This is a genomic window from Pseudomonas sp. (genome assembly GCF_002796985.1).
Lineage (GTDB): Bacteria > Pseudomonadota > Gammaproteobacteria > Pseudomonadales > Pseudomonadaceae > Pseudomonas.
The window spans coordinates 110498-135706 of the sequence record NZ_PEKX01000020.1; the positions used below are offsets into that span (position 1 = coordinate 110498).

The following is a 25209-nucleotide window of genomic DNA, read 5'->3' on the forward strand; positions in this document are numbered from 1 at the left end:
TTTCCGCGCGCTCAATCGAAGACTATGCCCTGCGCCAGCGGCAGTTCCCGCGAGTAGTTCACGGTGTTGGTCTGCCGGCGCATGTAGCCCTTCCAGGCGTCGGAGCCGGACTCGCGGCCGCCGCCGGTTTCCTTCTCGCCACCAAAGGCGCCGCCGATCTCCGCACCGCTGGGGCCGATGTTGACGTTGGCGATGCCGCAGTCGCTGCCCACCGCCGAGATGAAGGCTTCCGCCTCGCGCAGGTCGGTGGTGAAGATGCACGACGACAGCCCCTGCGGCACAGCATTGTTCAGCGCCACCGCATCGTCGAAGTTCTGGTACGGCACCACGTAGAGGATCGGCGCGAAAGTCTCGCTGCGCACCACGTCGCTCTGCTCGGGCATCTCTGCGATGGCCGGCGAAACGTAGTAGGCCTCGGGGAATTGATCCGCCAGTTGGCGCTCGCCGCCGAACACCACGCCGCCCTCACCGCGCGCCTGCTCCAGCGCGCCCTGCATGGCGAGGAAGCTGCGCTCATCGATCAGCGGGCCGACCAGGTTGCCTTCCAGCGGATGGCCGATACGCACCTTGGCGTAAGCCGTCTTCAGGCGGCTGACGAACTCGTCCTTCACCGACTCGTGGGCGATCAGCCGGCGCAGGGTAGTGCAGCGCTGCCCGGCGGTGCCGACGGCGCTGAACAGTACGGCGCGCACGGCCATGTCGAGGTCGGCGCTGGGCGCCAGGACCATCGCGTTGTTGCCGCCCAGCTCAAGAATGCTGCGACCGAATCGGGCCGCCACGCGCGGGCCGACTTCGCGGCCCATGCGGGTACTGCCGGTGGCGCTGACCAGGGCGACGCGCACGTCGTCCACCAGCGCTTCGCCAGCGCGGCGATCGCCGATTACCACCTGGCTGAGGTAATCAGGCGCATCGCCGAATTTCTTCAGCGCACGCTCGAACAACGCCTGGCAGGCCAGTGCGGTGAGCGGGGTTTTCTCCGACGGCTTCCACACCACCGAGTTGCCGCAGACCAGCGCCAGCGCGGTGTTCCACGACCACACGGCGACTGGGAAGTTGAAGGCACTGATCACGCCGACCACGCCCAGCGGGTGCCACGTCTCGCGCATGTGGTGGCCGGGGCGCTCGGAGGCGATGGTCAGGCCGTAGAGCTGGCGCGACAGGCCGACGGCGAAGTCGCAGATATCGATCATCTCCTGCACTTCGCCCTGGCCTTCCTGGGTGATCTTGCCGGCCTCCCAGGACACCAGCTCGCCCAGTGCCGTCTTGCTCGCCCGCAGTTCCTCGCCGAACAGCCGCACCAGTTCGCCACGACGCGGCGCCGGCACCTTGCGCCAGGCCTCGAAAGCGTGCGCGGCGCGGCCAATCTTCTGCTCCACCTCGGCGGCGCTTTCCAGGCGCACCGCGCCCAGGCGGCTGCCGTCGATGGGAGAGTGGATGACCTGATCGCCAGCAGTGACCAGGCGGGCATCGACGCCGAGGGATTCGAGCAGTGCGGAAATCATGCGGACTCCTGAATAGGTTCAGAACCAGTTGGAATGCCAGCAGTAATAAACGGCTTGCCGAGGCACAACAAACGACGTTTCCTATGCACATCATTCCGTAAATTCATGAACTGCCCGCCATGCTGAGCAAACGCCACCTGCCGTCCATGACCGCCCTGCAATGCTTCGAAGCGGTGGCGCGGCACCTGAGTTTCACCCGAGCCTCCGAAGAGCTGAACCTGACCCAGAGCGCGGTCAGCAAGCAGGTGGCGCAGCTGGAGGAAATGCTCCAGCACCTGCTGTTCCGCCGCGTGCGCCGGCGCCTGCAACTGACCCCGGCGGGCGACCTGTACCTGGTGGAGGTGCGCAAGATCCTCACGCAGGTGGAGATGTCCACGCACTACCTGCTGTCCTACGGCGGCGAGACCGAAGTGCTACGCGTGGCGACGCCGCCGACCTTCGGCGCGCGCTGGCTGATCCCGCGCCTCAACGGCTGGCGTCATCGCCACCCGAACATCCACCTGGACCTGCGCCAGGAACTGGAGCCCGGCGACCTGCTGCAATCACGCTGCGACATCGCGTTCTTCTTCGGCGCCAGCACCCTGCCCGGCGCGGAATGCGTGGCGCTGTTCGGCGAGGAGATGGTGCCGGTGTGCTCACCCGCGATCCTGCCGGCGCAGCCGCTGAGCGACCCGACCCAACTGGCGGACCTGGTCCTGCTGCAGAACGCCACGCGCCAGGAAGCCTGGCACGAGTGGTTCCTCAGCCTCGGCCAGCACAGCGAACACAGCTACCACGGCCCGCGCTTCGACACCTTCTACATGTGCATCCGCGCAGCGCAAGCCGGCTGTGGCGTGGCGCTGTTGCCGCGCTTTCTGGTGGAAGAAGAGCTGAGCGAGGGCAAGCTGGTGATCGCCTGGGAGCACGGCCTGCAGAGCCGCAGCGGCTACTACCTGGCGTACCCCGAGCATGCGGCGGCGGTGCCCAAGGTCAGGGCGTTCGTGGAGTGGATTGGGGAGCGGTTGGAGGGGTGAGTTTCCGCGTTCGCCAAGAGCCCCTCACCCTAGCCCTGGCTGCGCGCCCCGCTCCTGAGGGTGAGGGGACAGTTTGGGTGCAGGCGAGCACCACAGCATCAGCCGGTACGAACAGCTCCCTCTCCCTCTGGGAGAGGGTTGGGGTGAGGGGAAGCCCGCGCGCCGGAATTTCAGACCAACAAACTCCGATCAAACACAAACGCCCCATCCCCCTGCGGCGTAAAACGCAGCACATGCTGCGGCCGGCCCATCGGAGGCTGGTGGCGCTCGCCGGTGTCTGCCACCCAGCCCGCCGCCTTCATCCGCTCCAGGCGTCCGCGCAGGCTGGAGTGCTGGATTTCCTCGCCGATCGACCACTCGAAGGCCTTCAGCGCCTCGGCCACGGTGAAGCGCTCCGGTAGCAGGTGCAGTGGCAAAGCGCTGTACACCGACTTTCCCGCCAGCCGCTCGCAGGCCTGCTGTACCAGCTGGGTGTGGTCGAAGGGCAAGGCGAAGCGCTCGCCGCGCACGGCATCCAGCGGCACGAAATCCAGGTCGTCGGCGGCCAGTTCGGTATCCGGCGCTACCAGCACGAGGTAGAACACACTCAACGACCAGCCACGCGGGTCACGCACCGCATTGCCCACGGTCGCCACCTGCTCCATGTATGCCGGCTTCACCCGAGCTTTCTCGCGCAATGCACGCAAGGCGGCATCGTCCAGGCCATGATCGGCGCAGCGGCCGTTGATCAGCACGCCGGGTAGCGCCCACTGGCCTTCGAACGGCGCCTGGCCGCGGCGGATCAGCAGCAGCTCCAGCCCGCGCTCGGGGTTCAGGCGCAGGGCCACGATATCCACGGTGGCCAGCACTTCAGCGGTACTCATCGATGCTCCTCCCATGCTTCCTCTTCCGGAAGAAGCCCTGTGACTTATTTCACCATGTACAGAAAGCATCTTCCACCTCCGATGATTTTCAATCTTTCTGCTTGACGACTTATTTCACGTCGTGAATTATGTGGTCACGACAGGCCACTAAAGGTCAAGCGGAGGCTTCCATGAACCTGATCGCCAGCTTCGATGTAGACGCCCAGAAAGGCTTCACCCCGCTCTGCCCCAACGAACTGCCGGTCCCCGGCGGGGACGCCATCGGCGGCGCCCTCAACCGGATGGCCGAACGCGCCAGCCTGCGCCTGGGCAGCAAGGACGCCCACAGCCCGCAAGCCCCATGGGTGGTGAGCGAGCCGGCACACATGCTGCAACCGCTTGCCCTGCCCAATGCCGACCTCACCTGGGTCAGCCACTGCGTACCGGGCACGCCGGGCTTCGAGCTGCTGGACGAGCTGCCCAAGCCGATGGACTACGACTTCTTCATCTGGAAGGGCGTGGAGCCGGACCTGCACCCCTATGGCGCGTGCTACCACGACCTGGCGGAACGCCGCAGCACCGGGGTGATCGAATACCTGCGGCAGAACGCGGTCAGCCATGTACTGGTGGGCGGCCTGGCGCTGGACTACTGCGTGAAGACCACCGCCCTGCAACTGCGCCGCGCCGGCTTCGAGGTGCTGCTGTACCTGCCGGCCTGCCGCGCCATCGCGGAGGAAACCGCGAAGGTCGCCTGCGCCGAGATGCGCAGCGCCGGGGTCATCCTCTGTGCGGAAGAGAAAGAACTGGACGAAGCCCTCACGGGCATCAGGGAGAACTGATCATGGCCGAGAGCGTGTTTGCCGAGCGCATCGTGCAGAACCTGCTGGACACCGACTTCTACAAGCTGACGATGATGCAGGCGGTGCTGCACAACTACCCCAATGCCGAAGTGGAATGGGAATTCCGCTGCCGCAACGCCGAGGACCTGCGCCCGTACCTGGCGGAAATTCGCTACCAGATCGAGCGCCTGGCCGAGCTGGAAGCCACCCCGGACCAACTGGCCTTCCTCGAACGTATCCCGTTCATCAAGCCGGACTTCATCCGCTTCCTCAGCCTGTTCCGCTTCAACCTGCGCTACGTGCACACCAGCATCGAGGACGGCCAGTTGGCCATCCGCCTGCGCGGGCCGTGGCTGCATGTGATCCTCTTCGAGGTGCCGCTGCTGGCCATCGTCAGCGAGGTGCGCAACCGCTATCGCTACCGCGAGGTGGTGCTGGAGCAGGTTGGCGAGCAGCTCTACCGCAAGCTCGACTGGCTCGCCGGCAACGCCAGCGAAGAGGAGCTTAAGGACTTCCAGGTCGCCGACTTCGGCACCCGTCGGCGCTTCTCCTACCGCACACAGGAAGAGGTCGTGCACATCCTCAAGCGCGACTTCCCCGGCCGCTTCGTCGGCACCAGCAACGTGCACCTGGCCCGCGAGTTCGACGTCAAGCCCATCGGCACCATGGCCCACGAATGGCTGATGGCGCACCAGCAGCTCGGCCCAAGGCTGATCGACAGTCAGATTGCCGCGCTGGACTGCTGGGTGCGTGAGTACCGGGGCCAACTGGGCATTGCGCTGACCGACTGCATTACCATGGACGCCTTCCTCAGCGACTTCGACCTGTACTTCGCCAAGCTCTTCGATGGCCTGCGCCACGATTCGGGCGACCCGCTGGTCTGGGCCGAGAAGGCCATCGCCCACTACCGCCGCCTGGGGATCGATCCGATGACCAAGACCCTGGTGTTCTCCGACGGCCTCGACCTGCCCAAAGCGTTGCAGCTCTTCCGCGCATTGCGTGGCAAGATCAACGTCAGCTTCGGTATCGGCACCAACCTGACCTGCGACATTCCCGGCGTGGAACCGATGAACATCGTGATCAAGATGACGGCCTGCAACGGCCATCCCGTGGCGAAGATTTCCGATACCCCGGGCAAGACCCAATGCCGCGACGAGAACTTCGTCACCTACCTGCGCCATGTATTCAAGGTGCCGGTGTAACCCTTTTTCGACTTCGACAGGAGCCCCGAGATGAAAGACAGACAGGCCGCCATCGCCAGAGAACTCAACGTGCAGCCGCCCTTCCAGTCCGATGCCGAGCTGCAGGCCGAGATCCAGCGTCGCGTGCGCTTCATCCAGGACTGCCTGAAGGGTTCGGGGATGAAGACCCTTGTGCTGGGCATCAGCGGCGGCGTCGACTCGCTCACCGCCGGCATGCTCTGCCAGCGCGCCGTGGAAGGCCTGCGCGCCGAGACCGGCAACCAGGATTACCGCTTCCTCGCCGTGCGCCTGCCGTACAACGTGCAGGGCGACGAGCAGGACGCCCAGGACTCGGTGGACGTCATCGCCCCCGACGAGCGCCACACCGTAAATATTGGCCCCTCGGTACAGGCGCTGGCCGCCGAAACCCAAGCGCTGGAAGGCCTGGCCCCGGCGACCCGTGACTTCGCCCTGGGCAATACCAAGGCGCGCATCCGCATGGTCGCCCAATACACCATCGCCAACGCCCGCGCCGGCCTGGTCGTCGGCACCGACCACGCCGCCGAGGCGGTGATGGGCTTCTTCACCAAGTTCGGCGACGGCGCCTGCGACCTCGCCCCGCTCACCGGTCTGGTGAAGAACCAGGTGCGCAGCATCGCCCGCAGCCTCGGCGCGCCGGAACATCTGGTGGAAAAAGTGCCGACCGCCGACCTCGAAGACCTCGCACCCGGCAAGCCGGACGAGCACTCCCACGGAGTGACCTACAAGGAAATCGATGCCTTCCTGCACGGCCAGGACGTTGGCCAGGAAGCCTTCGACATCATCGTCCGCACCTTCGAGAAGACTCGCCACAAGCGCGCACTGCCCACCGCGCCGTAAGCGAACGGCAGCCGTTGGCGCGGAGGAAAACCCGCGCCAACGAGCGCAAGGGTTCAGTGCTGGGGAATGACGTAGCGCCAGATGGCGATGAAGTGCAGCAGGCTGCCGGCGATCGCGAACAGGTGCCAGATGCCGTGCCAGTGGCGGAAGCGGCTGTCGTAGGCGAAGAAGATGATGCCGATGGTGTAGAAGGCGCCACCGCCCACCAGCCACGCGAAACCCGCGCCGCCCAGCGCGCGGTACAGCGGGCCGACCGCGATCAGCACGATCCAGCCCATCACCGCGTAGATGATGATCGACAGCACCCGCGCCTCGGAGCGCGGCTTGATCTCCTGCAGCATGCCGATCACCGCCATCGACCAGACGATGCCGAACAGCGTCCAGCCCCACGGCCCCTTGAGCGTCACCAGGCAGAAGGGCGTGTAGCTCCCGGCGATCAGCAGGTAGATCGACAGGTGGTCGAGCTTGCGCAGGATGACCTTCGCCCTTCCCTGCACGCTGTGGTAGAGCGTCGAGATGCTGTACAGCATCGTCAACGTCGTGCCATACACCGCCACGCTGACGATACGCAGTGGCTCGCCCACCAGGCTGGTTGCCACCAGCAGCCAGATGCCGCCCACCAGCGCCAGCACGGCGCCAATCAGGTGAGTCCAGGCGTTGAAGCGTTCACCGTGGTACATGAGTCCCTCGTTGCAATTTCAACCACGCCCACACCCTACCTCGGTTCCATGAAACAAAAAGCGTGAAATGAAAAGCCCGACCTAAAAGTCGGGCTTTTCGGATCACACGCTTTCGAACGAAAGCCGGATCACTTCACCGCCAGGGTGCCCTTCATCATGGCCGAGTGGCCCGGGAAGGAGCAGAAGAAGGCATATTCATCGCCAGCCTTCAGCTTGGAAACATCGAAAGTCACCGAGTCCTTCTCGCCGGAACCGATGATCTTGGTGTGGGCGATCACGCGGGTGTCGCCGTCCTTCACGTAGTTCTTGTCCAGACCGGCGGCCATGCCATCGGTCACCACGCCCTGCATGTCAGCAGCGGCGGTCAGCACCCAGTTATGGCCCATGACGTTCTTCGGCAGGCTGCCCGGGTGGGACAGGTTCACGGTGAAGGTCTTGCAGCTCTTGTCGACGGTGATGGCGTTGGTGCTGAACTGCATCTGGTCGTTGCCCTGGATGTCCACGGAGCATTCGGCGGCCAGCAGCGGGGCACTGAACAGGCCAAGCAGGGATACAGCGGCGAGTTTACGGAACATGACATGCCTCCTAGGCAGGTTGGGCGGAGAATCCTGAAGGGGAAGACTGCCCGAAAGGGGTACGGGTTCCCCTGATCTACATCAAAGGCCACCTGGCCGATCACCATGGGCCAAAACCACAGACTGTCTATCAGGTCGATCGGCAGGATCAACGAGGCAGATCAGCGCACCCCGCCTAGCATAGACGCCATCCCCCGGCCCAACTGGAGTTTGCCCCATGCGCCGTCTCCCGGTGTTACAAAGTCTGCTGTTACAGAACCTGCTCGCCTGCTACGCCCTGGGCGCTAGCGCCGGGGCCGGGGCCTGCCGCTTGGCCGAGCTGGAATAGGTATTTTCGGACTTGGTGATGCTTCCGGCTGCCGCTACCCTGACGGCCTGCAAAACGAGGAGTGATCCATGACCTTGCGTTCCATCTGCGTATTCTGCGGCGCCAGCCCCGGCGCCACTCCGATCTACCAGGAAGCCGCCGAAGCCCTCGGCCGCTACCTCGCCGAAAACGGTATCCAACTGATCTATGGCGGCGGCGCCGTCGGTTTGATGGGCATCGTCGCCAACGCCGCGCTGGCTGCCGGCGGCGAAGTCATCGGCATCATCCCGCAAAGCCTGAAAGACGCCGAAGTCGGCCACAGCGGCCTGACGCGCCTGGAAGTGGTCGACGGCATGCACGCGCGCAAAGCGCGCATGGCCGAGCTGAGCGACGCCTTCATCGCCCTGCCGGGCGGGCTGGGCACGCTCGAAGAACTGTTCGAGGTCTGGACCTGGGGCCAGCTCGGCTACCACGCCAAGCCGCTGGGCCTACTGGAAGTGAACGGCTTCTTTGACCCGCTGCTGACCTTCCTCGACCATCTGGTGCAGGAACGCTTCGTGCGCCAGCCGCACCGCGACATGCTGCAGCGCGCCGCCTCACCCGCCGAACTTGTCAGCGCCCTGGCCGCCTGGAAGCCCCTGGCCGCGCCCAAGTGGGTGGACCGCACGCCGACCTGACAGACGCCTACCAGCAGCGCTCCGTAGCCGCACCACGGAGCCCGCTGCTGGCCAGCGTCAGCACCCCACAAGTATCGCGCGCCATGGCCCCGACCGGCTCGGCCTGCAGGACATAGCCCGCCTCGTCCGGCCCCTGGGCGAAGCCCAGGTGATAGAACGCCTGCCCCGCCCCCGCAGGCGACTGGTCGAACGGCAGCGGCGCACCGGCATAGGTGCCACGGCTGGTGTAGAAGCGCTCCAGTGACTGCGCCAGCTCCATCAGGGACCTCTGCGCGTCCACCCGACGCACCCGCTGGAGATGCTCTTGATACGCCGGCAGGGCGATGCCCAGCAGGATGCCGATCAGGGTCAGGCAGACCAGCAGCTCCACCAGCGTGAAGCCGCCCGCTTGTTCGTTCATCGCTTTCATCTCAACGAGACTCCCACCAGGCCTTGCGGCCACTGTCGCGGGGCAGCTCGACCTGGCGGCTCTGCGGGCGACCGTCGCGATCCACGGACAACATCCGCAGATCACCCTCCGGGTCGGGCTGCAGCAGCACTCCGCTGGGCTGCCGCGATGTGTCGGCACCCGTCATGTCACTGCTCGGCAGGCCGCCCGCCAGCCGCTCGCCGCTGCCCAGATCCAGCACGACCGAACCGTGAACCAGCGGATCGCTGCAGGGGTCTTCCCCCGGCGCGATCAGGTTGAACAGCACCAGCTTGCCCTCACGAATCTGCGCTTGTTCCACCACCCGCCAGCCATTCGCCGGCAGGTCCAGATACCAGCCGCGCACCCCGTCCGGTGCGGCGTTGGCGGACATCGGGCGGAGGCTGTCACGGCCGGCGAGGGTGTCCCCACCATCGAGCACGCCGTACAGGCTCTCGGCCTTTGCCGAGGGTTCGTTGTCACCCGCGCGGTAGAAACGGCCACTGCCAAACAGCACGCGCACCTCACCGCTGCGGTCCAGTGCGGCCGCCACCGGAGCGGTGATCGCCTGGGGGCTTCCATCCTGCGCCAACACGCGAAACAGCGGCTTGCCCGAGAGCGACAGCGGAATGGCCGAGTCGCCACCCTCCTCGCCCGTCAGGTCCACACGCCAGAGATGCCCGAGACTGTCGCCCACATAGAGGCGGTTGGCGGTAACACCACCCAAGCTGCTGATCGCCGTCACAGGCCCCAGGTCGCCAGCCTCGGGCAGATGAACGCGCTTGAGCAGATGACCATCCGCGGCATCGAGCAACCAGATATCCCCGCCCAGGCGTTCCGGGTCCCTGGCGCCCGAGGAAACCACCACCACGAACTTCCCCGAGCCCAGGGCCATGAGCGTTGGCCGCCCCAGCGTGTAACCGAGGTCGGGATGGCTGAACTCCCAAAGCACGCTTCCGGGATGCACCCGCTCCGGATCGCTCACATCCAGGGCAAATACGCTATTGCCGCCAGCTCCCGTGCTGCCCACCAGCAAGGTTCGCCATTGTTCGCCGAGCCAGGCGTTGCCTACGACAGGCGATCCATCGACGTAGTAGCGGTGGGTGTAGCCGGGGTCAGCCAGCTCGCGCAGGTGACTCAGTACCACCGCTGGCACGTAGGCGAACAACTCCCTCCCATCGCGCGCATCGAAGCCATGCAGCATGCCGTCATTGGCACCCACCGCCACCAGTGGCGCGCGCTGCTGGTACAGCGCGCTGGCGAGAAACTCCCGGTAGCGGCTGCCCAACGGCTCGGGCAGCTCAGCGTAGGGCTGCGGGTCGTGCCAGGAGTGAACGGGCCGTGATCCGACGATATCGCCCAGCCGACTGGCTCGCAGGCGAAACGGCAGCACGCTGCCCGGCTCGCGACGCTCCAGCAGGCGCGAACCGCGCAGGTAGTCCACCAACGATGCGCCCTCCTCGGCGCCCAGCCTGCGGCGTTGTTCTTCGTTCAAGGCGCTCCAGGCGAAGGGCATGCCTTCGCGGGCGACCAGCGCCCCGTCCGCCCCGGCCGTGGGAGGTCGCACAGTGAGAATGTTTCGCCCGGCCAGTTGCGTTTCGCTCAGCTCATCCAACCGCTGTGCAGCCGACCACTGCGGTTGCTGCTCGCCCTCACGCCACCGTTGTAGATCGCCGCTCCAACGCCGCCCCTCCAGCAGGGTACTGAACCACTCGCCAGGCTGCGGGCCTGCGCTGAAATTGCCGATGCTCTTCGGCCCCTCGTCAGCCACGCGGGCGAAGGCCTGCTTCAGCTCATCACGCAACTTGTCGGGCTCGCTGAGCCGCAGCAGATTCGCCGGCCAGCCATCCGCCCCCTCCCACCAATTGCCCGGCAGCGGTGATGTGCGTGCGAAGGCGTAATTGCGCGGGACCGTGAAGCCGCCGTACTGGGTCGCCAGCCAGAGGGCGTTGCCACGGCCGACTATCTCTTGGGAAGAGGCCAGCCAGTAGGTGGATGCGCTTTGCCGGCCGGGCAGGTCCGGGCGCAGGTCGCGCACATGGGCGTCATAGGCCAGCCCCGCCAACGCGAGCGAGGCAGCGGAACCTGTTCCCGCCTCCATGGCCGTCACTCGCTGCGCCGCCTGGTCCAGTTCGGAATCACCGAGGCGCAGCAGACTCGCACCCGCCTCGCCATCGCCCGCGCCACCAATCCCGAGCATGGCGTTGCGCTGGCAGGCGTAGATGAGCGGGTCCGCACGGTCGCCCTGACGGCGCAGATAGCGCGTGGCGGCATGGAGCAGCTCGCCCACGTCATCGAATGGCAGTAACGGGGACTCGTCAAAGCGGTTGAGAGTGGCGATCACTCCAGCTGACCGGTCGATGAACATGCCGGTCTGCGCCGACCATTCTTTCAGCGGGTTATCCCGCCCATCGTCGAGCCACGGACCGACGAACTTCTGTGGCGCGCGCAGCATCACTCCCGCTTCGCGATCAGACCGGCCGAAGACGCTGAAGCGCAGGCGAACAGCGTACTGCTGCAACAGCCCCTCGGGCTTGTAGTGCTCGCCATAGCGCTGACAGTTGCGCTCCAGTTGGCCGGTAGCACAAACCTGCACACGCACTGACAGCCGATAAGTCGTCGCCGGCAGCAACAGCGCACCGGGCAGGAGCTCCTGCGGCTCGCCGGGAAAGTCAGGGCTGCGGCTCAGCAGCAGGCCGCGTTCCTGCCCCGCTATGCGCAGATGCAGCGTTGCGCCGGAGAAAGGCGTGGCACCCGCCACAATATCCAGCGGCAAAGCACGATCAGGAAAAGCACCGTCTCGCTCCAGGTTCCGACCTTTCTGCAGCACCGTCAGCCCGGCGCTGTCGATCAAGCGGTCACCGCCGCTCAGCACCGCGCGATAGACATCGATGGCTTGCGCTGTGGCCCAGTTGAGGAAGTTGCCGCTCCATGCCTGCCGGCAGGTATGGGCCAGGGCCGGACCGACCGGCTGGAAATACCGGCCCGACTCCGCCTCACCATCGCGGTAGACGTAGCACTTGCCCGGATCGAAGTAGCCGAAGTACTGCTCGCCGGGAACATACACAGGGCTCGGATTGGCCGCCGTCGCTATCGCCGGATGGGCCATGGACGGCAACAGCAGGAGATTGCCCGGAGCACCGCTGGCGACCTGCAGCGGAATCTGGCTGACCGGAGCGGCCAGCAACGGGCTCGCCAGGGTGATGCTCACCATCAGGGCACAGAGTCTTCCGAGCCTCATCGCCACCTCCTTGCAGCCCGCTAACGGATGAAATAGATGCTGCTCAGCCGAACGCTGGAAACCGGCTCTCCCGAGGGCTGGCGACGTACGCCGTAGCCCGTGGCGCGCACCTCGATGGCCACGCCATTGGCCGCCCCGCCCTTGCCGACTTCCACCCCCTCGCTGAGCAGCCATCGCAGGAACCGCAGCCGGTAAACCGGCTGCGCGGCGCTATCGGAAAAGCCGCTGGCCACTCCTTCGGCAGCGTCGACAGAAGCCATGGGGCCGTCACGCCGATAGCGCGCCAGTGCAGTCGCTTCCCCTGCGCGCAGCGCCGCTTCTGCTGCCTGAAAAGCCATCTGCCGGTCACGCAGGTTGCCGGCCATGCGCTCTTCCAGTTGCACCATGCGCATACCCGCCAAGCCAATAAGGGTCAGCAGCACCAGCATGACCAGGGAAACCAGCAGCACCGCCCCACGTTCGGCTTGCCCACGCATCGACGAACTCCCCTTCATGGCAGCGGATTGCGCAGCGCCGCGGTGCTGCCCATCACCAGGCGCAGCCTTCGCTCCGCATTCGGCGCCAGGGTCCGGCCGCCGAACTCCAGCGTTCCAGGTGCCTCATCAACCTCTCGCGACTGACTCTGCAAAAGCAGGCTGAGGCGCACTGTGCGCACTCGACGCCAATCACCGGAGCTCATTTCCCGCGCCGTCTTGTAGGCCGCCACCCACTCGCCTCCCGCTCCCGCCACGCCATAGCGCAGGCTCATGCCGGCCACGCCATTCACCAGCTCGCTGGTCTGCGCCACACCCGTGGTTTCGCTGTTGTCGGTGATGAACAGTCCCGGCGTCCCATCCACACCCCGACCGACCCAGTAGATGACGTAGCGGTAGGGATAAACCCGCGTAGCCGGCGCCAGCAGGTGCCCCAGCGAACGACCCGCCACCAGGCTCGATGCATTCCCGGCATTGCGCAGCAGCAGGCAGGACTGCTGATCGCTGAGCACATAGAAGGCCCCGGCGACTGCCCCCGCTGACGCGAGGAGCAACCGGTTACCGGTGATCGTCCGCGCCTCCAGAACCGGGTCGGCGGCGTAGCGCAGCAACACCGCATCGGTGTTGGCCAGACGCCCGGAAGGGACCCAGGCCGCCGCCGGCATTCCCGAGCCATATCCCTCAATCGCGGATTTCTCCACGGCGTACTGCGCGCCCCCGTCACCACTGACATTGACCAGCCCGTCGGCGCACGCACCGGTGAAACCGGCATTGCGCAGGTCTTGCGCCATGGCCTCCAGGGCGAAGCGGCCGTTCTCCTGCAGTTCGGCCAGGGCGATACCGGCCTGATAGCTGCGCTTGCTGCCGAGCACGACCTGGATGACGCCCGCCAGAAGCAATAGACCCAGCGCCATGGAGACCAGCAGTTCGACCAGCGACAAACCTCGCTGGCGCATCTCAGAGCCCTGCCCGATAAGTGAAGGTTTCCCAGGCATCGCCAGCTGTCGCCAACCGATCGCGAGCACGACGCTCACTCCAACGCACGGCAATAGTCGCGCTAGTCAAATCACCGTGACGGACGACCTGCACCGAACCGCTGCCCGTTCCGCCCAGTACCTCGCACACGCTGGCGAGCCATTGCTCCAGGTCGAGCTGCGCACGCGTCAAACCACCCGCCTTCGGGCAGCCACCGGACACCTCGGCAAAGCTCGTGTCATAGGCGCCAGCGCGTGCTGCTTCGGGGTTGGCACGCAGCAGGTCGGCCATCTCAGCAGCCAGCCAGGAGGCCTGGGAGCGTTGCAGCGCGCTGTAGCTGGCGGCGATGCCGACATTCTGCAACCCCGCCAACCCCAGCAGCCCGATGCCGAGGATGAGTACCGAGACCAGCACTTCAACCAGGGTGAATCCTTCGCTGCGCTTGCCGCCAGTCATGTTGATCGCCTCGCCGCTGAGGAGTGAGCCTCAAGGGTGCAAGGTGCAGCGCGGGGCAGTCAGCCAGACATTTGCTGGGAGATCGAAGGGAAAAGTCCGCCAGCCGGAGAGGATCAGGCGTGCAGCTAGGAAAGCGTCCGAAGTACCGCGCCACTCATCCGTGCCGGCGCGCCATCGGTCCCGGCGTGGTTGTTCGCGCCGTGATTCTCGCTGGGAAAAGAAAAGGCCACCTCGCGGTGGCCTTTGCATGAGCGCGTAGGCCTCAGCCGTTAGACTGCTGCACGATCACCGTCTGCGCCGGCATCGGTGCCGGGAAGTCGGTGCCCAGGGCTTCCTTGATGGTGCGGTTGGTGTCGAAGTAGACCTGCCAGTAGTTGTCGTTGTGGCAGTACGGACGCACCGCGAGCACCGGGCCGACCAGGTTGAACTCGAGGATTTCCACGTCCACCGGAGGGTCGCTCAGTACGTTGGGGATCGCCGCGATGCGCTGCTTGAGTACCGCCACGGCAGCCGCGTAGTCAGCGGCACCGGAGAGCTGCGCCTTGAGCTCCACGCGGCGGTAGGGGTTGTGGGTGAAGTTCTGGATGGTGTCGCTGAAGATCTTGTTGTTGCCCACCAGGGTCAGGACGTTGTCCGGGGTGTTGATGGCGGTGGCGAACAGGCCGATCTCCTTCACGGTGCCGACCACGCCACCGGCGCTGACGAAGTCACCGACCTTGAACGGCCGCAGCACGATGATGAAGCCACCGGCCGCGAGGTTGGCCAGCAGGCCGGACCAGGCCATGCCGATGGCCAGGCCGATGGCGGCGATCAGGGCAGCGAGGCTGGTGGTCTGTACGCCAAAGTAGCCGAGGATGCCGACGACCAGGAGGATGTTCAGGGTGACGGTGATGAAGGAGCCGACGTAGCGCAGTACCGTCGGGTCGACGCTCTGCCGGGCCAGGGCCTTTTCCACCAGGCCGACGGCGAAGCCGATCAGCCAGCGGCCGAGGACCCAGAAGAGAATGGCGACGATGATCTTCACACCGAAGGCGAGCGCGTACTGCGAAACCGTCGCCCACAGTGCGTTGATCTTCTCCGTACCCACATTGATGATGTTCGTATCTTCCATGGAAGCGCACCTGCGAGAGAAAGGGACCTGATGAAAGCTAGCACGGCCCCAGCCGTTTGCTCATCGCAGCGCGCAGCCCAGAGCCCTGGCGGGCCCCGGGCGCTATTCCACTAGCAGCCCCCGGGCAACGAGGCGATCCAGCGGTTGAGCAGTTCCAGGCCCTCGCGGTGCACCAGCGCACGGCCCAGCTCGGGCATCATGTCGCCGGGTTTGTCGCTGGCAACGCGATAGCTGAGTACGGATTTCTCCGGGCTGCCGGGGTGGATGTCTTCCAGCCGCCCGCCGGTGCCGCCGCCCGCTGCAACTGGCGGCTTGCACAAGCCGTAGGCAATGGACACCGGCGTGTGCGGGTCGAGGTACAGGCCCGAGGTGCGCGCCGCGCCCTTGGGGTTGTGGCAGTGCGAGCAGTTGGCGTCCAGGTAGCTGCGTGCCTGTTTCTCCAGGCTTTCACCGGCGCGCGGATGCCCCCACAGCGCGTTCTGCGGCACCTGCGCCAGTTCCGGCAGGCCCTTGAGGAAGCCACGCGCCTGCCAGTGCTGCAGTTGGTTCTCGCTGCCTGCCGCGTAGGCGAAATCCTTGTTCAGGTGCCGTGCCTTGGGGCCCAGCGGGGCGATGCCGCCGCCCTTCTGCTCGGCGTGGCATTCGGAGCACTGGTTGGCGTCCGGCACCATGTAGGTGAAGGCGGTCTTCTTGCCGTCCTCGGCGGTGAGCTCCAGTGCCGGGCTGTCGCCGGCGACCTCCAGCGTCGCTTCGCTCTGGTCAGCATTCCATACGTAAGGCAGCGCCGCCCAGCCGTCCTTCTGCCGCACCAGCACGCGGGTTTCCACCAGGTGGACCTTGGCCATGTCGAGCCCGGCCTTGGGGTCGCGGTCGTCCTGGCTGTTCTGCAGCAGATTGCCCTGGGCGTCCTTGGGGTAATAGAAGGTCTTGGTCAGCACGCTGCCGACGGGGTAGTCAAAGCGATCCTCGGCGTATTGCGCGGACTGGCCTTCGGGCATCCACACGGTGCGCAGCTTGTGCGCGTAGTCGGTGAACAGCGAGGTGTTCAGGTCGTAGGGCAGCACCTCGGCGGCCGGCGTCAGGTGGCCGCCCGCCAGGTGCAGCATGCCCCAGCCGCTGAGCTTTTCCGGGTAGTCGTCGCCTTCGGGCTGATAACGCGGCTTGCTCTCCTGCCCGCACCCGGCCAGTGCAGCGGCCAGGGCGAGCGACAACAGGAACGAAGCGGGTTTCATCATGCCTTGTTGCCCTTGTCACCCAGGCCGGCCTGTTCGATCTTCGGCAGTGGTTTGAGCTTGCACTGGTGCGAGCTGATGTCGGTACTGATGTTCTTGTAGCCGTGGGGGCCGTCGACGTTGACGATGCCGGCATTGCCATTGTCGATGCAGATGGCCAGGGCTTCGGGCAGCTTGCCGTCGACCAGTTTCTTCTCGTTGAAGTAGCCGTCCCAGAGGATGTCCGGCAGGCGCCCGTTGAGGCCGAACTGGGCGACTTTCAGCGCCTTCAGCTCCAGGTGGTCGGGGCTGTCGCCGCCGGGGCCGAAGGTGTTGCCGTGGATGAAGATGCCCTCGGGGTAAGGGTCGAAGTTCGGCTGGGTGGCCTTCTCCGAATAGTTGGTGCTGAAGTAGCTGCTGATGATGACGTTGGCGGTTTTGTGGTTGCCGATCTTGTTGTTGAAGATCTCCACGTCGTCGTTGGAGTTCACCACCACACCCGAGCCGGCCGGCACGCTGGCGACCGGGGTGCCCTTGTGGCCGAAGTTCTCGTGGTTGTTGCCCTGCACGTCGTTGTCGAAGACGCGGGTGCCGCGCCCCGGCTGCTGCAGGTTGGGCATGTTGAAGACGAGGATGCCGCCGGTGTTGTCGGTGGCGACGTTGTTGTAGACGTCGGCGCCGATGGTGTTCTCGATCTCGATGCCGGCGACGTTGCGTTCGGCGCGGTTGTTGCGCACCACCACGTTGCGCGACTGGCCGACGTAGATACCCGAGTCCGAGGCGCCGATGGCGACGTTGCCTTCGAGCAGGGTGTTCTCGGTCTGTACCGGGTAGATGCCGTAGCCGCCGTTTTCGGTGGAGGCGCCGTTGGTCCACTCGGTGCGGATGTTGCGGATGACGATGTTCTTGCCGCCGATGACCTTCAGGCCGTCGCCCTTGGTGTCCTCGATGGCGAGGCTCTCCAGGGTGAAGTCGGAGGCGTCGACGAACAGCCCTTCGGCGCCGGCCTTCTGGTTCTTGAAGCTGAGGATGGTCTTGTCCATCCCGGCGCCACGAATGGTCACGCCATCCACCTTCAGGCTCAGGCTGCGGTCCAGGTGGTAGGTGCCGGCGGGAATGTCGATGACATCGCCGGCCTTGGCCTTGATCAGGCGGGCCTGCAAGTCCTTCTGGAAATCAGTGCTGACGGCGGCGGTGGGCTTGTCACCTTCGCCGCAAGCGGCCAGGGCAACAGAGAACGCGAGAAGGGAAAGGGTAGCGAGACGCATGGCGGGCTCCGGTCTTGTTCTTATGATATGGAACTATCGTACCAACTAAAACCGAGAATACTCCTACATCCCGCGCCACGCCAGCCCTTCAGACACTTCGCACTTTGATTGATTGGCGTCACTGCTCCGTGATGGCGGATCGGGATGATCTGCGCTTCCAACCCAAGGAGTGCACGGATGAGCTTCATGCCCTGGAACGACGAGTTCGTCATTGGAATCGAGCGGATCGACGAACAGCACCGCTGGCTGGTCGACCTCACCAACGCGCTGTACGACAGCCTCAACGGCCCGGATGGCGAGGACCAGCCCATCGGCGAGCTGCTGGAGCAACTGGTGGAGTACACGATGAATCACTTCATCGTCGAGGAGGTGCTGTTCCAGCGTCTGGGCTACCCCGAGGAAGAGGCGCACCGGGCCGAGCATGATCGTTTCAACCGACAGATCATCGACCTGCTGTACCGCCACGAGGCTGACGAGGTCGTCTCGGTCGAAGCGCTGGAGCTGCTCAAATCCTGGCTGATCCACCACATCCTGAAGGTCGACAAGGCTTACGTGGCGTTCTTCAAAGCAAAAGGCGTGACCGCTTAGCGGGCACGCCTTTCTCTACAGCGCCTGAGAGAGGCTTAGCGCGGGATGTTCGGCTGACGCTTGGTGGTGCGCTTCTTGCCCTTGGCGTGGCCGGTGGCCTTGCCTTCCTCGGCCTTGTTCCACGGCTTGGAGCCATTGCTGGCGCGCGGCGGCAGGCCGGTGTGCTGGGTCAGCAGCGGCTTGCCGGTCTTCTTGCTGCCGGCCGGGGTGGAGTTCTTGCGGCGCGCGCTCTGGTACTCGTCGGTCTGCGGCTGATAGGTCGGGATCAGATGATGCTTGCCGTTGCCGATCAGGTCCGCGCGGCCCATGCGCTCCAGCGCCTCACGCAGCATCGGCCAGCCCTTCGGGTCGTGGTAACGCAGGAAGGCCTTGTGCAGGCGGCGCTGCTGGTCGCTCTTGACGATGGTCACGCCGTCGCTCTTGTAGGTGACCTTGCGCAGCGGGTTCTTGCCCGAGTGGTACATGGCCGTGGCGCTGGCCATCGGCGAGGGATAGAACGCCTGCACCTGGTCGGCGCGGAAGCCGTTGCGCTTGAGCCACAGGGCGAGGTTCATCATGTCCTCGTCGGTGGTGCCCGGGTGCGCCGCGATGAAGTACGGGATCAGGTACTGCTCCTTGCCCGCCTCCTTGGAGAACTTCTCGAACATCCGCTTGAACACGTCGTAGGTGCCGATGCCCGGCTTCATCATCTTCGACAGCGGGCCTTCCTCGGTGTGCTCCGGGGCGATCTTCAGGTAGCCGCCGACGTGGTGCGTCACCAGTTCCTTGACGTACTCCGGCGACTGCACGGCCAGGTCGTAGCGCAGGCCCGAGGCGATCAGGATCTTCTTCACCCCCGGCAACGCACGCGCCTTGCGGTACAGCTCGATGAGCGAGGAATGGTCGGTGTTGAGGTTCTCACAGATGCCCGGCCACACGCAGGACGGCTTGCGGCAGTGCTGCTCGATCTCCGGGCTCTTGCAGGCAATGCGGTACATGTTGGCGGTCGGCCCGCCGAGGTCGGAGACCACGCCGGTGAAGCCCGGCACCTTCCTCATCGCCTCGATCTCGGCGAGGATCGATTCGTGCGAGCGGTTCTGGATGATCCGCCCCTCGTGCTCGGTAATCGAGCAGAAGGTACAGCCGCCGAAACAGCCACGCATGATGTTCACCGAGAAACGGATCATCTCGTAGGCCGGGATCTTCTCCTTGCCGTACTCCGGGTGCGGCACGCGCGCATAGGGCATGCCGAACACGTAGTCCATTTCCTCGGTGGTCATCGGGATGGGCGGCGGGTTGAACCACACGTCCACTTCGCCGTGCTTCTGCACCAGGGCGCGAGCGTTGCCGGGGTTGGTCTCCAGGTGCAGCACGCGGTTGGCGTGGGCATAGAGGACCGCGTCGCTGCGCACCTTCTCGAACGACGGCAGGCGGATCACCGTGCGATCGCGCTCCAGGCGCGGGTGTGCCAGCAGTTGCACGACCTTGGCTTCGTTCGGGTCTTCCTGCTCGCCCTTCTCCTGCTCGATGGCACAGGCGGCGGTGTCCTGGGTGTTCACGTACGGGTTGATGATCTTGTCGACCTTGCCCGGGCGGTCGATACGGGTGGAGTCCACCTCGAACCAGCCTTCGGGAGTGTCGCGCCGCACGAAGGCGGTGCCGCGCACATCGGTGATCTGCTCGACCTGCTCGCCGGCGGCCAGGCGCTGGGCGATCTCCACCACGGCGCGCTCGGCGTTGCCATATAGCAGGATATCGGCCGTGGCATCCATCAGGATGGAGCGGCGCACCTTGTCCTGCCAGTAGTCGTAGTGGGCAATGCGGCGCAGCGAGGCCTCGATGCCGCCGAGGATCACCGGGGTGTCGCTGAAGGCTTCCTTGCAGCGCTGGCTATAGACCAGGCTGGCGCGATCCGGGCGACGACCAGCCAGGCCACCGGCGGTGTAGGCGTCATCGCTGCGAATCTTCTTGTCCGCGGTGTAGCGGTTGATCATCGAGTCCATGTTGCCTGCCGCCACGCCGAAGAACAGATTCGGCTGGCCGAGCTTCATGAAGTCGTCTTTCGAGCGCCAGTCCGGCTGGGCGATGATGCCCACGCGGAAGCCCTGGGCTTCCAGCAGGCGGCCGATGATGGCCATGCCGAACGACGGATGGTCGACGTAGGCATCCCCGGTGACGATGATGATGTCGCAGGAATCCCAGCCCAGCTGATCCATCTCTTCCTTGCTCATGGGCAGGAACGGCGCCGGGCCGAAACACTCGGCCCAGAACTTGGGATAGTCGAACAACGGCTTGGCGGCTTGCATCACGGGCACCGGGTATCTCTAAGTAGGTATCGCGGAAAAACGCGGGCGCGGAATATAGCACAAAAAACGTACAAATCCGACCAACGAGCTCAGATTTAACTGGGATTTAGCCAGCGATTTAACCGGCATCCGGTAGATATCCAATGCCATCATATGGCTATACTTCAGCCACTATCCGCCGTACGCCTGGCCATCCCGCCCAGGCCAGGGAGTGCCTGTCGTGCGTCGCGCCTTCGTGCTGTTGCTTACCCTGCTGTTCTGCCACACGGCGCTAGCCTTCGAACTGGACGACAAGGCCAGCGGCGCCTGGCTCAACGATCACCTCGAACTGCTGCAGGAACGTGACGGCCCGCTGTCGCTGGAAGCCGTGCAGGCCAGCCACGACTTCGTGCCGGCCAACGGCCGCACCAGCGTTGGCCAGAGCCCCAACGGCTGGTGGCTGCGCCTGGACCTGGAGCGTCACGCTACCCCGCCAGGCGGCTGGTGGCTGGAGGTGGATGCGGTCAATCTGAAAGACCTGCGCCTGTACCTCCCCGACGAACGGGGACACTACCGCGAGATAGCCTCCGGTGAGGCTGTGCCCTTCGCCGAGGGCCGAGACCGCAGCTACCGCCGCCCGGTCTTCCATCTGCCTGACGGTACCGGCCCGCTGCGCGTCTATGCACGCGTCTACGACCCGGCCGGCAACTCGTTTCCCCTGCGCATCTGGTCACTGGACGACCTGCAGGAACACCGCGCCGATACCAACCTGTTCCTCGGAGTGATCTACGGCCTGATCGGCGCGCTGCTGCTGTACAACCTGTTCATCCTGCTGACCCTGCGCGACCCGGCATACTTCTGGTACGTGCTGACCACCGCCAGCGCGCTGCTGTTCAGCCTGAGCATGACCGGCCACGGCTTCGAGTACTTCTGGCCGAATCAGCCGGTGCCCTGGTGGCTGGACCGTATCACCCTGCCCTCGCTCTGGGGCCTGTGCGTGCACCGCTTCACCATCACCCTGCTGCAAACCCGCCGCCACGTGCGCTGGTCGCACTGGCTGCTGAACCTGAACTGCATGCTGTATGGGCTGACCATCCTTCTCGGCGCCCTGCAGTTCCGCGGTGTCGCCGGCTGGATGCTGGTGGCGATCACCCTGATCGGCGTGCCGGCAGCCCTGGGCGGCGCCGTAGTGCGCTGGCGCCAGGGTTCGTTCCCGGCCTTCCTCTACCTGCTCGGCTTCGGCCTAGTGCTGACCAGCGTGAGCGTCTCGGTGATGCGCGCCACCGGCGTGGTGCAGCCGTCGCCGCTGACCTCCTACATCTTCCCCATCGCTGTGGCGCTGGAGTCGGTGCTGTTCTCCTTCGCCCTGACTTCGCGTATCCAGGGCCTCAAGCGCGAGCGCGCGCAGGCCCTGGAACAGGCGGACCGCGAGAAGAGCGCGCGCCTGACCCTGATGCAGAGCGCCCAGCACGACCTCGCGACGGCGGTGGCCGAGCGCACCGCCGAGCTGACCCAAAGCAACCAGTTGCTGCGCGAACGCGAAGTGCAACTGCAACACGCCGCGCACTATGACCCCCTGACCGGCCTGCCCAACCGGCGCTATCTGGTGGAGCACGCCGAACACGCCCTGGCCAACGCCCAGCAGAATGGCGAAACCCTGGCACTGATGCTGATCGACCTCGACCACTTCAAGCCGATCAACGACAGCCACGGCCACGACGCTGGCGACTTCCTGCTGCAGAACGTCGGCAATCGCCTGCGCCAATGCGTGCGCGGCAGCGATTGCGTGGCGCGCCTGGGCGGCGACGAATTCGCGGCGCTGATCGCCGGTCCCGACGCCGAAAGCCACGCCAAGGAGATCGCCTGCCGCATCCTCCACGAGCTGTCGCGCCCGGTGAAGTTCGAAACCCTGGAGCTACGCATCACGCCGAGCATCGGCGTGGCTATCTATCCCAGCCACGCAATGCAGTTCAGCAAGCTCTACAAGGCCGCCGACCAGGCGCTCTACGAAGTGAAGGGCAACGGCCGCGCGAGCTACGCCCTGGCCAGCGAAGGGGCTGGCGAGACCAGCGAGCTTTGGCTGGAAAACGAATGGCTGGAAAGCGAAGACCGCGCCTGATCAGTTGCGATAGCGGCGCGGCACGCGGGCGGTAACCTTGGTCAGCAACTCGTAGCCGATGGTCCCGGCGCAGGCGGCCACCTCGTCCACCGGCAGGTTGGCGCCCCACAGCTCGACGCGGTCGCCCACGGCGGCATTGGGCAGATCCGTCAGGTCAACAGCCAGCATGTCCATCGACACCCGCCCGGCCAGCGCCACCCGCTTACCCTCCACCAGCACCGGCGTACCGCTCGGTGCGTGGCGTGGGTAGCCATCGGCATAACCGCAGCTCACCGTGCCGATGCGCGACGGCCTCTCAGCCACCCAGGTCGCGCCGTAACCGACGCTCTCGCCCACCGCTACCTCGCGCACCGCGATCAGTTGCGCTTCCAGGCTCATGGCCGGACGCAGGCCCAGCTCAGCGGCGCCGATGTCGGCGAAGGGCGTGGCGCCGTAGAGCATGATGCCAGGGCGAACCCAGTCCATGTGCGCGGCGGGAATGGTCAGCACGGCGGCGGAGTTGGCCAGCGAGCGCAGGTCGAAATCCAGGTCCAGCACACTGAGGAAACAGGCCACCTGGTCTTCAGTCAGCTCATCGCCGCGCAGGTCGGCATTGGCGAAGTGGCTCATCAGGTTCAGCTCGGCCACTTGTGACGCCTGACGCAGGCGCGGATGCCAGTCGCGCAGCGCCTCGGGCGAGAACCCCAGGCGGTGCATGCCGGTATCCAGCTTCAGCCACACGTTGAGCGCGCAGGGCAGTTGCACGGCGAGTAGCGCCTGGGCCTGCTCTGGCCCTTGCACCGCCACATCCAGACGCAGCTGGGCGGCGATCAGGTACTCCGCCGGCTCGAAGCAGCCTTCCAGCAACAGGATGCGCGCTCCGGCGTGCAGGGCGCGCACCTCGGCGGCCTCTTCCAGACAGGCCACCGCAAAGCCGTCGGCCTCGTCATGCAGGCAGCTCACCACTTCGCGCGCGCCATGCCCGTAGGCATTTGCCTTGACCACCGCGAAAGCCTCGCGCCCGGGCGCGCAGCGCTTGGCGACAGCGTAATTGTGGCGAATGGCGGCTAGATCGACGTGGGCGACGAGCGGGCGCATGGCGGCCTCTGCAATGAAAACGGGCGCCTATCTTAAGGCGCCCGTCGGTCACGCGAAATGCGGCATCGTTATTCGTCGTCGAAGTTGTACATGCCGGGAGCGAGGTTCTCGAAGCGGCTGTAACGGCCGAGGAAGGCCACGCGTACCGTGCCGATGGGGCCGTTACGCTGCTTGCCGATGATGATCTCGGCGACGCCCTTGAACTCGGTCTCCGGGTGATACACCTCGTCGCGGTAGACGAACATGATCACGTCGGCGTCCTGCTCGATCGCTCCGGATTCACGCAGGTCGGAGTTCACCGGGCGCTTGTTGGGGCGTTGTTCCAGCGAGCGGTTGAGCTGGGAGAGTGCCACCACCGGGCAGTTGAACTCCTTCGCCAGCGCCTTGAGCGAGCGGGAAATCTCGGAAATCTCGTTGGTCCGGTTGTCACCGGAAGAGCCGGGAATCTGCATCAGTTGCAGGTAGTCGACCATGATCAGGCCGACTTCGCCGTGCTCGCGGGCCAGACGGCGGGTCCGTGCACGCATTTCCGAGGGCGAGATGCCGGCGGTGTCGTCGATGAACAGCTTGCGGTCGCTGAGCAGGTTCACCGCCGAGGTCAGGCGCGGCCAATCCTCATCATCCAGCTTGCCCGAACGCACCTTGGTCTGGTCGATGCGACCCAGCGAGGCGAGCATACGCATCACGATGGAGTCGGAGGGCATCTCCAGCGAGTACACCAGGATCGCCTTGTCGCTGCGCATCAGGGCGTTCTCCACCAGGTTCATGGCGAAGGTGGTCTTGCCCATGGACGGACGGCCGGCGACGATCACCAGATCCGCCGGTTGCAGGCCGCTGGTCTTCTCGTCGAGGTCGGTGAAGCCGGTGGAGATACCGGTGAAGGCTTCATCACTATTGAACAGGTGGTCGATGCGATCGATGGTCTTCACCAGGATCTCACCGATGCCCACCGGACCACCGGTCTTGGGACGCGCTTCGGCGATCTCGAAGATCTTGCGCTCGGCGTCGTCGAGTACTTCGTTGGCGCTGCGCCCTTCCGGGTTGAAGGCGCTGTCGGCGATATCGCTGCTGATGCCGATCAGCTGCCGCAGCGTGGAGCGCTCGCGAATGATGTTCGCGTAGGCCTTGATGTTCGCCACCGAAGGGGTGTTCTTCGCCAGCTCCGCGAGGTAGGCAAGGCCGCCCACCTGGGGCAGTTGGCCCTCACGCTCGAGCAACTCGGAGAGCGTGACCACGTCGATCGGCTGGTTGCCTTCGGCGAGCTTGTAGACGGCGCGGAAGATCAGGCGATGGTCATGGCGGTAGAAGTCGCCATCGGACACGGCGTCGGAGACGCGCTCCCATGCATTGTTGTCGAGCATCAAGCCACCCAGCACGGCCTGTTCAGCTTCGATCGAGTGCGGTGGCACCTTGAGGGAAGCGGTCTGCAGGTCGTATTGCTCGGGGACGGTGATGTCGTTCATGGGCTCTTCGTATTGAGTGAAACGGCGGAAAAAACAAAGGGCACGGACCGAGATTCGGTGCC

The 25209-nt window shown here is 65.4% G+C and carries 22 protein-coding genes; 7 read left to right on the plus strand and 15 right to left on the minus strand.

The genetic code is table 11. The features are described 5' to 3' along the window. Positions 1-11: 11 nt before the first annotated feature. Positions 12-1502: an aldehyde dehydrogenase family protein gene (locus CTR55_RS22910; protein ID WP_296289651.1), complete on the minus strand. Its 1491-nt coding sequence runs from the start codon at positions 1500-1502 to the stop codon at positions 12-14. Between the two features lie 119 nt (positions 1503-1621). Here CTR55_RS22910 and CTR55_RS22915 point away from each other — a divergent pair, with 119 nt between their 5' ends. Beyond that, a complete protein-coding gene (locus tag CTR55_RS22915; protein WP_296289653.1) occupies positions 1622-2515 on the plus strand; it encodes a LysR family transcriptional regulator in 894 nt (297 codons plus the stop codon). A 170-nt stretch (positions 2516-2685) separates the two neighbouring features. Here CTR55_RS22915 and CTR55_RS22920 read toward each other — a convergent pair whose 3' ends face one another. Beyond that, positions 2686-3378, minus strand: a complete 693-nt coding sequence (locus CTR55_RS22920; protein WP_296289655.1) for an NUDIX domain-containing protein — start codon at positions 3376-3378, stop codon at positions 2686-2688. A gap of 170 nt (positions 3379-3548) precedes the next feature. Here CTR55_RS22920 and CTR55_RS22925 point away from each other — a divergent pair, with 170 nt between their 5' ends. The 3 genes from CTR55_RS22925 to nadE are packed head-to-tail and all read left to right on the plus strand — an operon-like array spanning position 3549 to position 6256. Then, positions 3549-4196: a nicotinamidase gene (locus tag CTR55_RS22925; RefSeq protein WP_296289657.1), complete on the plus strand. Its 648-nt coding sequence runs from the start codon at positions 3549-3551 to the stop codon at positions 4194-4196. Positions 4197-4198: 2 nt separating this feature from the next. Beyond that, the gene (pncB, locus tag CTR55_RS22930) at positions 4199-5398 is read left to right on the plus strand and encodes a nicotinate phosphoribosyltransferase (protein ID WP_296289658.1); all 1200 of its coding nucleotides are present in this window, start codon (positions 4199-4201) and stop codon (positions 5396-5398) included. Positions 5399-5428: 30 nt separating this feature from the next. Continuing rightward, complete coding sequence (gene nadE, locus CTR55_RS22935; protein WP_296289660.1) at positions 5429-6256, plus strand: ammonia-dependent NAD(+) synthetase; 828 nt, start codon at positions 5429-5431, stop codon at positions 6254-6256. 53 nt (positions 6257-6309) lie between these two features. Here the strand turns inward: nadE and CTR55_RS22940 are convergent, their stop codons facing one another. Beyond that, positions 6310-6936: a hemolysin III family protein gene (locus CTR55_RS22940; protein WP_296289662.1), complete on the minus strand. Its 627-nt coding sequence runs from the start codon at positions 6934-6936 to the stop codon at positions 6310-6312. A gap of 128 nt (positions 6937-7064) precedes the next feature. Beyond that, a complete protein-coding gene (azu, locus tag CTR55_RS22945) occupies positions 7065-7511 on the minus strand; it encodes an azurin (protein WP_296289663.1) in 447 nt (148 codons plus the stop codon). Between the two features lie 396 nt (positions 7512-7907). Here azu and CTR55_RS22950 point away from each other — a divergent pair, with 396 nt between their 5' ends. Beyond that, a complete protein-coding gene (locus CTR55_RS22950) occupies positions 7908-8495 on the plus strand; it encodes a TIGR00730 family Rossman fold protein (RefSeq protein ID WP_296289665.1) in 588 nt (195 codons plus the stop codon). A gap of 7 nt (positions 8496-8502) precedes the next feature. Here CTR55_RS22950 and CTR55_RS22955 read toward each other — a convergent pair whose 3' ends face one another. The 8 genes from CTR55_RS22955 to CTR55_RS22990 form a co-directional block, all read right to left on the minus strand. Continuing rightward, complete coding sequence (locus tag CTR55_RS22955) at positions 8503-8895, minus strand: type IV pilin protein (RefSeq protein ID WP_296289666.1); 393 nt, start codon at positions 8893-8895, stop codon at positions 8503-8505. 10 nt (positions 8896-8905) lie between these two features. Next, positions 8906-12142, minus strand: coding sequence for a PilC/PilY family type IV pilus protein (locus tag CTR55_RS22960; RefSeq protein WP_296289668.1), 3237 nt, complete (start codon positions 12140-12142; stop codon positions 8906-8908). A 20-nt stretch (positions 12143-12162) separates the two neighbouring features. Further along, positions 12163-12618, minus strand: coding sequence for a PilX N-terminal domain-containing pilus assembly protein (locus tag CTR55_RS22965; RefSeq protein WP_296289670.1), 456 nt, complete (start codon positions 12616-12618; stop codon positions 12163-12165). Positions 12619-12632: 14 nt separating this feature from the next. Then, the gene (locus CTR55_RS22970) at positions 12633-13571 is read right to left on the minus strand and encodes a PilW family protein (protein ID WP_296289671.1); all 939 of its coding nucleotides are present in this window, start codon (positions 13569-13571) and stop codon (positions 12633-12635) included. 1 nt (position 13572) lies between these two features. Further along, positions 13573-14046, minus strand: coding sequence for a type IV pilus modification protein PilV (gene pilV, locus CTR55_RS22975; protein WP_296289673.1), 474 nt, complete (start codon positions 14044-14046; stop codon positions 13573-13575). Between the two features lie 262 nt (positions 14047-14308). After that, entirely contained in the window at positions 14309-15157 is an 849-nt protein-coding gene (locus CTR55_RS22980; RefSeq protein WP_296289675.1) for a mechanosensitive ion channel family protein, read from the minus strand. Between the two features lie 110 nt (positions 15158-15267). Beyond that, complete coding sequence (locus tag CTR55_RS22985; RefSeq protein WP_296290354.1) at positions 15268-16389, minus strand: SO2930 family diheme c-type cytochrome; 1122 nt, start codon at positions 16387-16389, stop codon at positions 15268-15270. After that, positions 16389-17636, minus strand: coding sequence for a parallel beta-helix domain-containing protein (locus CTR55_RS22990; RefSeq protein ID WP_296289676.1), 1248 nt, complete (start codon positions 17634-17636; stop codon positions 16389-16391). Before CTR55_RS22990 ends, CTR55_RS22985 begins: the two co-directional genes overlap by 1 nt. Before the next feature lie 177 nt (positions 17637-17813). Here CTR55_RS22990 and CTR55_RS22995 point away from each other — a divergent pair, with 177 nt between their 5' ends. After that, positions 17814-18224, plus strand: a complete 411-nt coding sequence (locus CTR55_RS22995) for a bacteriohemerythrin (RefSeq protein WP_296289678.1) — start codon at positions 17814-17816, stop codon at positions 18222-18224. Positions 18225-18259: 35 nt separating this feature from the next. Here the strand turns inward: CTR55_RS22995 and CTR55_RS23000 are convergent, their stop codons facing one another. Then, a complete protein-coding gene (locus CTR55_RS23000; RefSeq protein WP_296290355.1) occupies positions 18260-20509 on the minus strand; it encodes a YgiQ family radical SAM protein in 2250 nt (749 codons plus the stop codon). Positions 20510-20729: 220 nt separating this feature from the next. Between CTR55_RS23000 and CTR55_RS23005 the strand changes: the two genes are divergently transcribed. Continuing rightward, complete coding sequence (locus tag CTR55_RS23005; RefSeq protein ID WP_296289680.1) at positions 20730-22607, plus strand: diguanylate cyclase; 1878 nt, start codon at positions 20730-20732, stop codon at positions 22605-22607. On the opposite strand, the gene alr is transcribed toward CTR55_RS23005, so the two are convergent. Beyond that, a complete protein-coding gene (gene alr, locus CTR55_RS23010) occupies positions 22608-23684 on the minus strand; it encodes an alanine racemase (RefSeq protein WP_296289682.1) in 1077 nt (358 codons plus the stop codon). Between the two features lie 68 nt (positions 23685-23752). Beyond that, positions 23753-25147 carry a replicative DNA helicase gene (gene dnaB / locus CTR55_RS23015; RefSeq protein WP_296289683.1) on the minus strand — a complete coding sequence of 465 codons (1395 nt, stop codon included), beginning with the start codon at positions 25145-25147 and terminating at the stop codon, positions 23753-23755. Between the last annotated feature and the right edge of the window lie 62 nt (positions 25148-25209).

What these genes read in the sequence shown, in the direction of transcription:
- CTR55_RS22910 (WP_296289651.1), bottom strand. Translation starts at nt 1,502, where the DNA reads ATGATTTCCGCACTGCTCGAATCCCTCGGCGTCGATGCCCGCCTGGTC.
- CTR55_RS22915 (WP_296289653.1), top strand. Translation starts at nt 1,622, where the DNA reads ATGCTGAGCAAACGCCACCTGCCGTCCATGACCGCCCTGCAATGCTTC.
- CTR55_RS22920 (WP_296289655.1), bottom strand. Translation starts at nt 3,378, where the DNA reads ATGAGTACCGCTGAAGTGCTGGCCACCGTGGATATCGTGGCCCTGCGC.
- CTR55_RS22925 (WP_296289657.1), top strand. Translation starts at nt 3,549, where the DNA reads ATGAACCTGATCGCCAGCTTCGATGTAGACGCCCAGAAAGGCTTCACC.
- pncB (WP_296289658.1), top strand. Translation starts at nt 4,199, where the DNA reads ATGGCCGAGAGCGTGTTTGCCGAGCGCATCGTGCAGAACCTGCTGGAC.
- nadE (WP_296289660.1), top strand. Translation starts at nt 5,429, where the DNA reads ATGAAAGACAGACAGGCCGCCATCGCCAGAGAACTCAACGTGCAGCCG.
- CTR55_RS22940 (WP_296289662.1), bottom strand. Translation starts at nt 6,936, where the DNA reads ATGTACCACGGTGAACGCTTCAACGCCTGGACTCACCTGATTGGCGCC.
- azu (WP_296289663.1), bottom strand. Translation starts at nt 7,511, where the DNA reads ATGTTCCGTAAACTCGCCGCTGTATCCCTGCTTGGCCTGTTCAGTGCC.
- CTR55_RS22950 (WP_296289665.1), top strand. Translation starts at nt 7,908, where the DNA reads ATGACCTTGCGTTCCATCTGCGTATTCTGCGGCGCCAGCCCCGGCGCC.
- CTR55_RS22955 (WP_296289666.1), bottom strand. Translation starts at nt 8,895, where the DNA reads ATGAACGAACAAGCGGGCGGCTTCACGCTGGTGGAGCTGCTGGTCTGC.
- CTR55_RS22960 (WP_296289668.1), bottom strand. Translation starts at nt 12,142, where the DNA reads ATGAGGCTCGGAAGACTCTGTGCCCTGATGGTGAGCATCACCCTGGCG.
- CTR55_RS22965 (WP_296289670.1), bottom strand. Translation starts at nt 12,618, where the DNA reads ATGCGTGGGCAAGCCGAACGTGGGGCGGTGCTGCTGGTTTCCCTGGTC.
- CTR55_RS22970 (WP_296289671.1), bottom strand. Translation starts at nt 13,571, where the DNA reads ATGCGCCAGCGAGGTTTGTCGCTGGTCGAACTGCTGGTCTCCATGGCG.
- pilV (WP_296289673.1), bottom strand. Translation starts at nt 14,046, where the DNA reads ATGACTGGCGGCAAGCGCAGCGAAGGATTCACCCTGGTTGAAGTGCTG.
- CTR55_RS22980 (WP_296289675.1), bottom strand. Translation starts at nt 15,157, where the DNA reads ATGGAAGATACGAACATCATCAATGTGGGTACGGAGAAGATCAACGCA.
- CTR55_RS22985 (WP_296290354.1), bottom strand. Translation starts at nt 16,389, where the DNA reads ATGAAACCCGCTTCGTTCCTGTTGTCGCTCGCCCTGGCCGCTGCACTG.
- CTR55_RS22990 (WP_296289676.1), bottom strand. Translation starts at nt 17,636, where the DNA reads ATGCGTCTCGCTACCCTTTCCCTTCTCGCGTTCTCTGTTGCCCTGGCC.
- CTR55_RS22995 (WP_296289678.1), top strand. Translation starts at nt 17,814, where the DNA reads ATGAGCTTCATGCCCTGGAACGACGAGTTCGTCATTGGAATCGAGCGG.
- CTR55_RS23000 (WP_296290355.1), bottom strand. Translation starts at nt 20,509, where the DNA reads ATGCAAGCCGCCAAGCCGTTGTTCGACTATCCCAAGTTCTGGGCCGAG.
- alr (WP_296289682.1), bottom strand. Translation starts at nt 23,684, where the DNA reads ATGCGCCCGCTCGTCGCCCACGTCGATCTAGCCGCCATTCGCCACAAT.
- dnaB (WP_296289683.1), bottom strand. Translation starts at nt 25,147, where the DNA reads ATGAACGACATCACCGTCCCCGAGCAATACGACCTGCAGACCGCTTCC.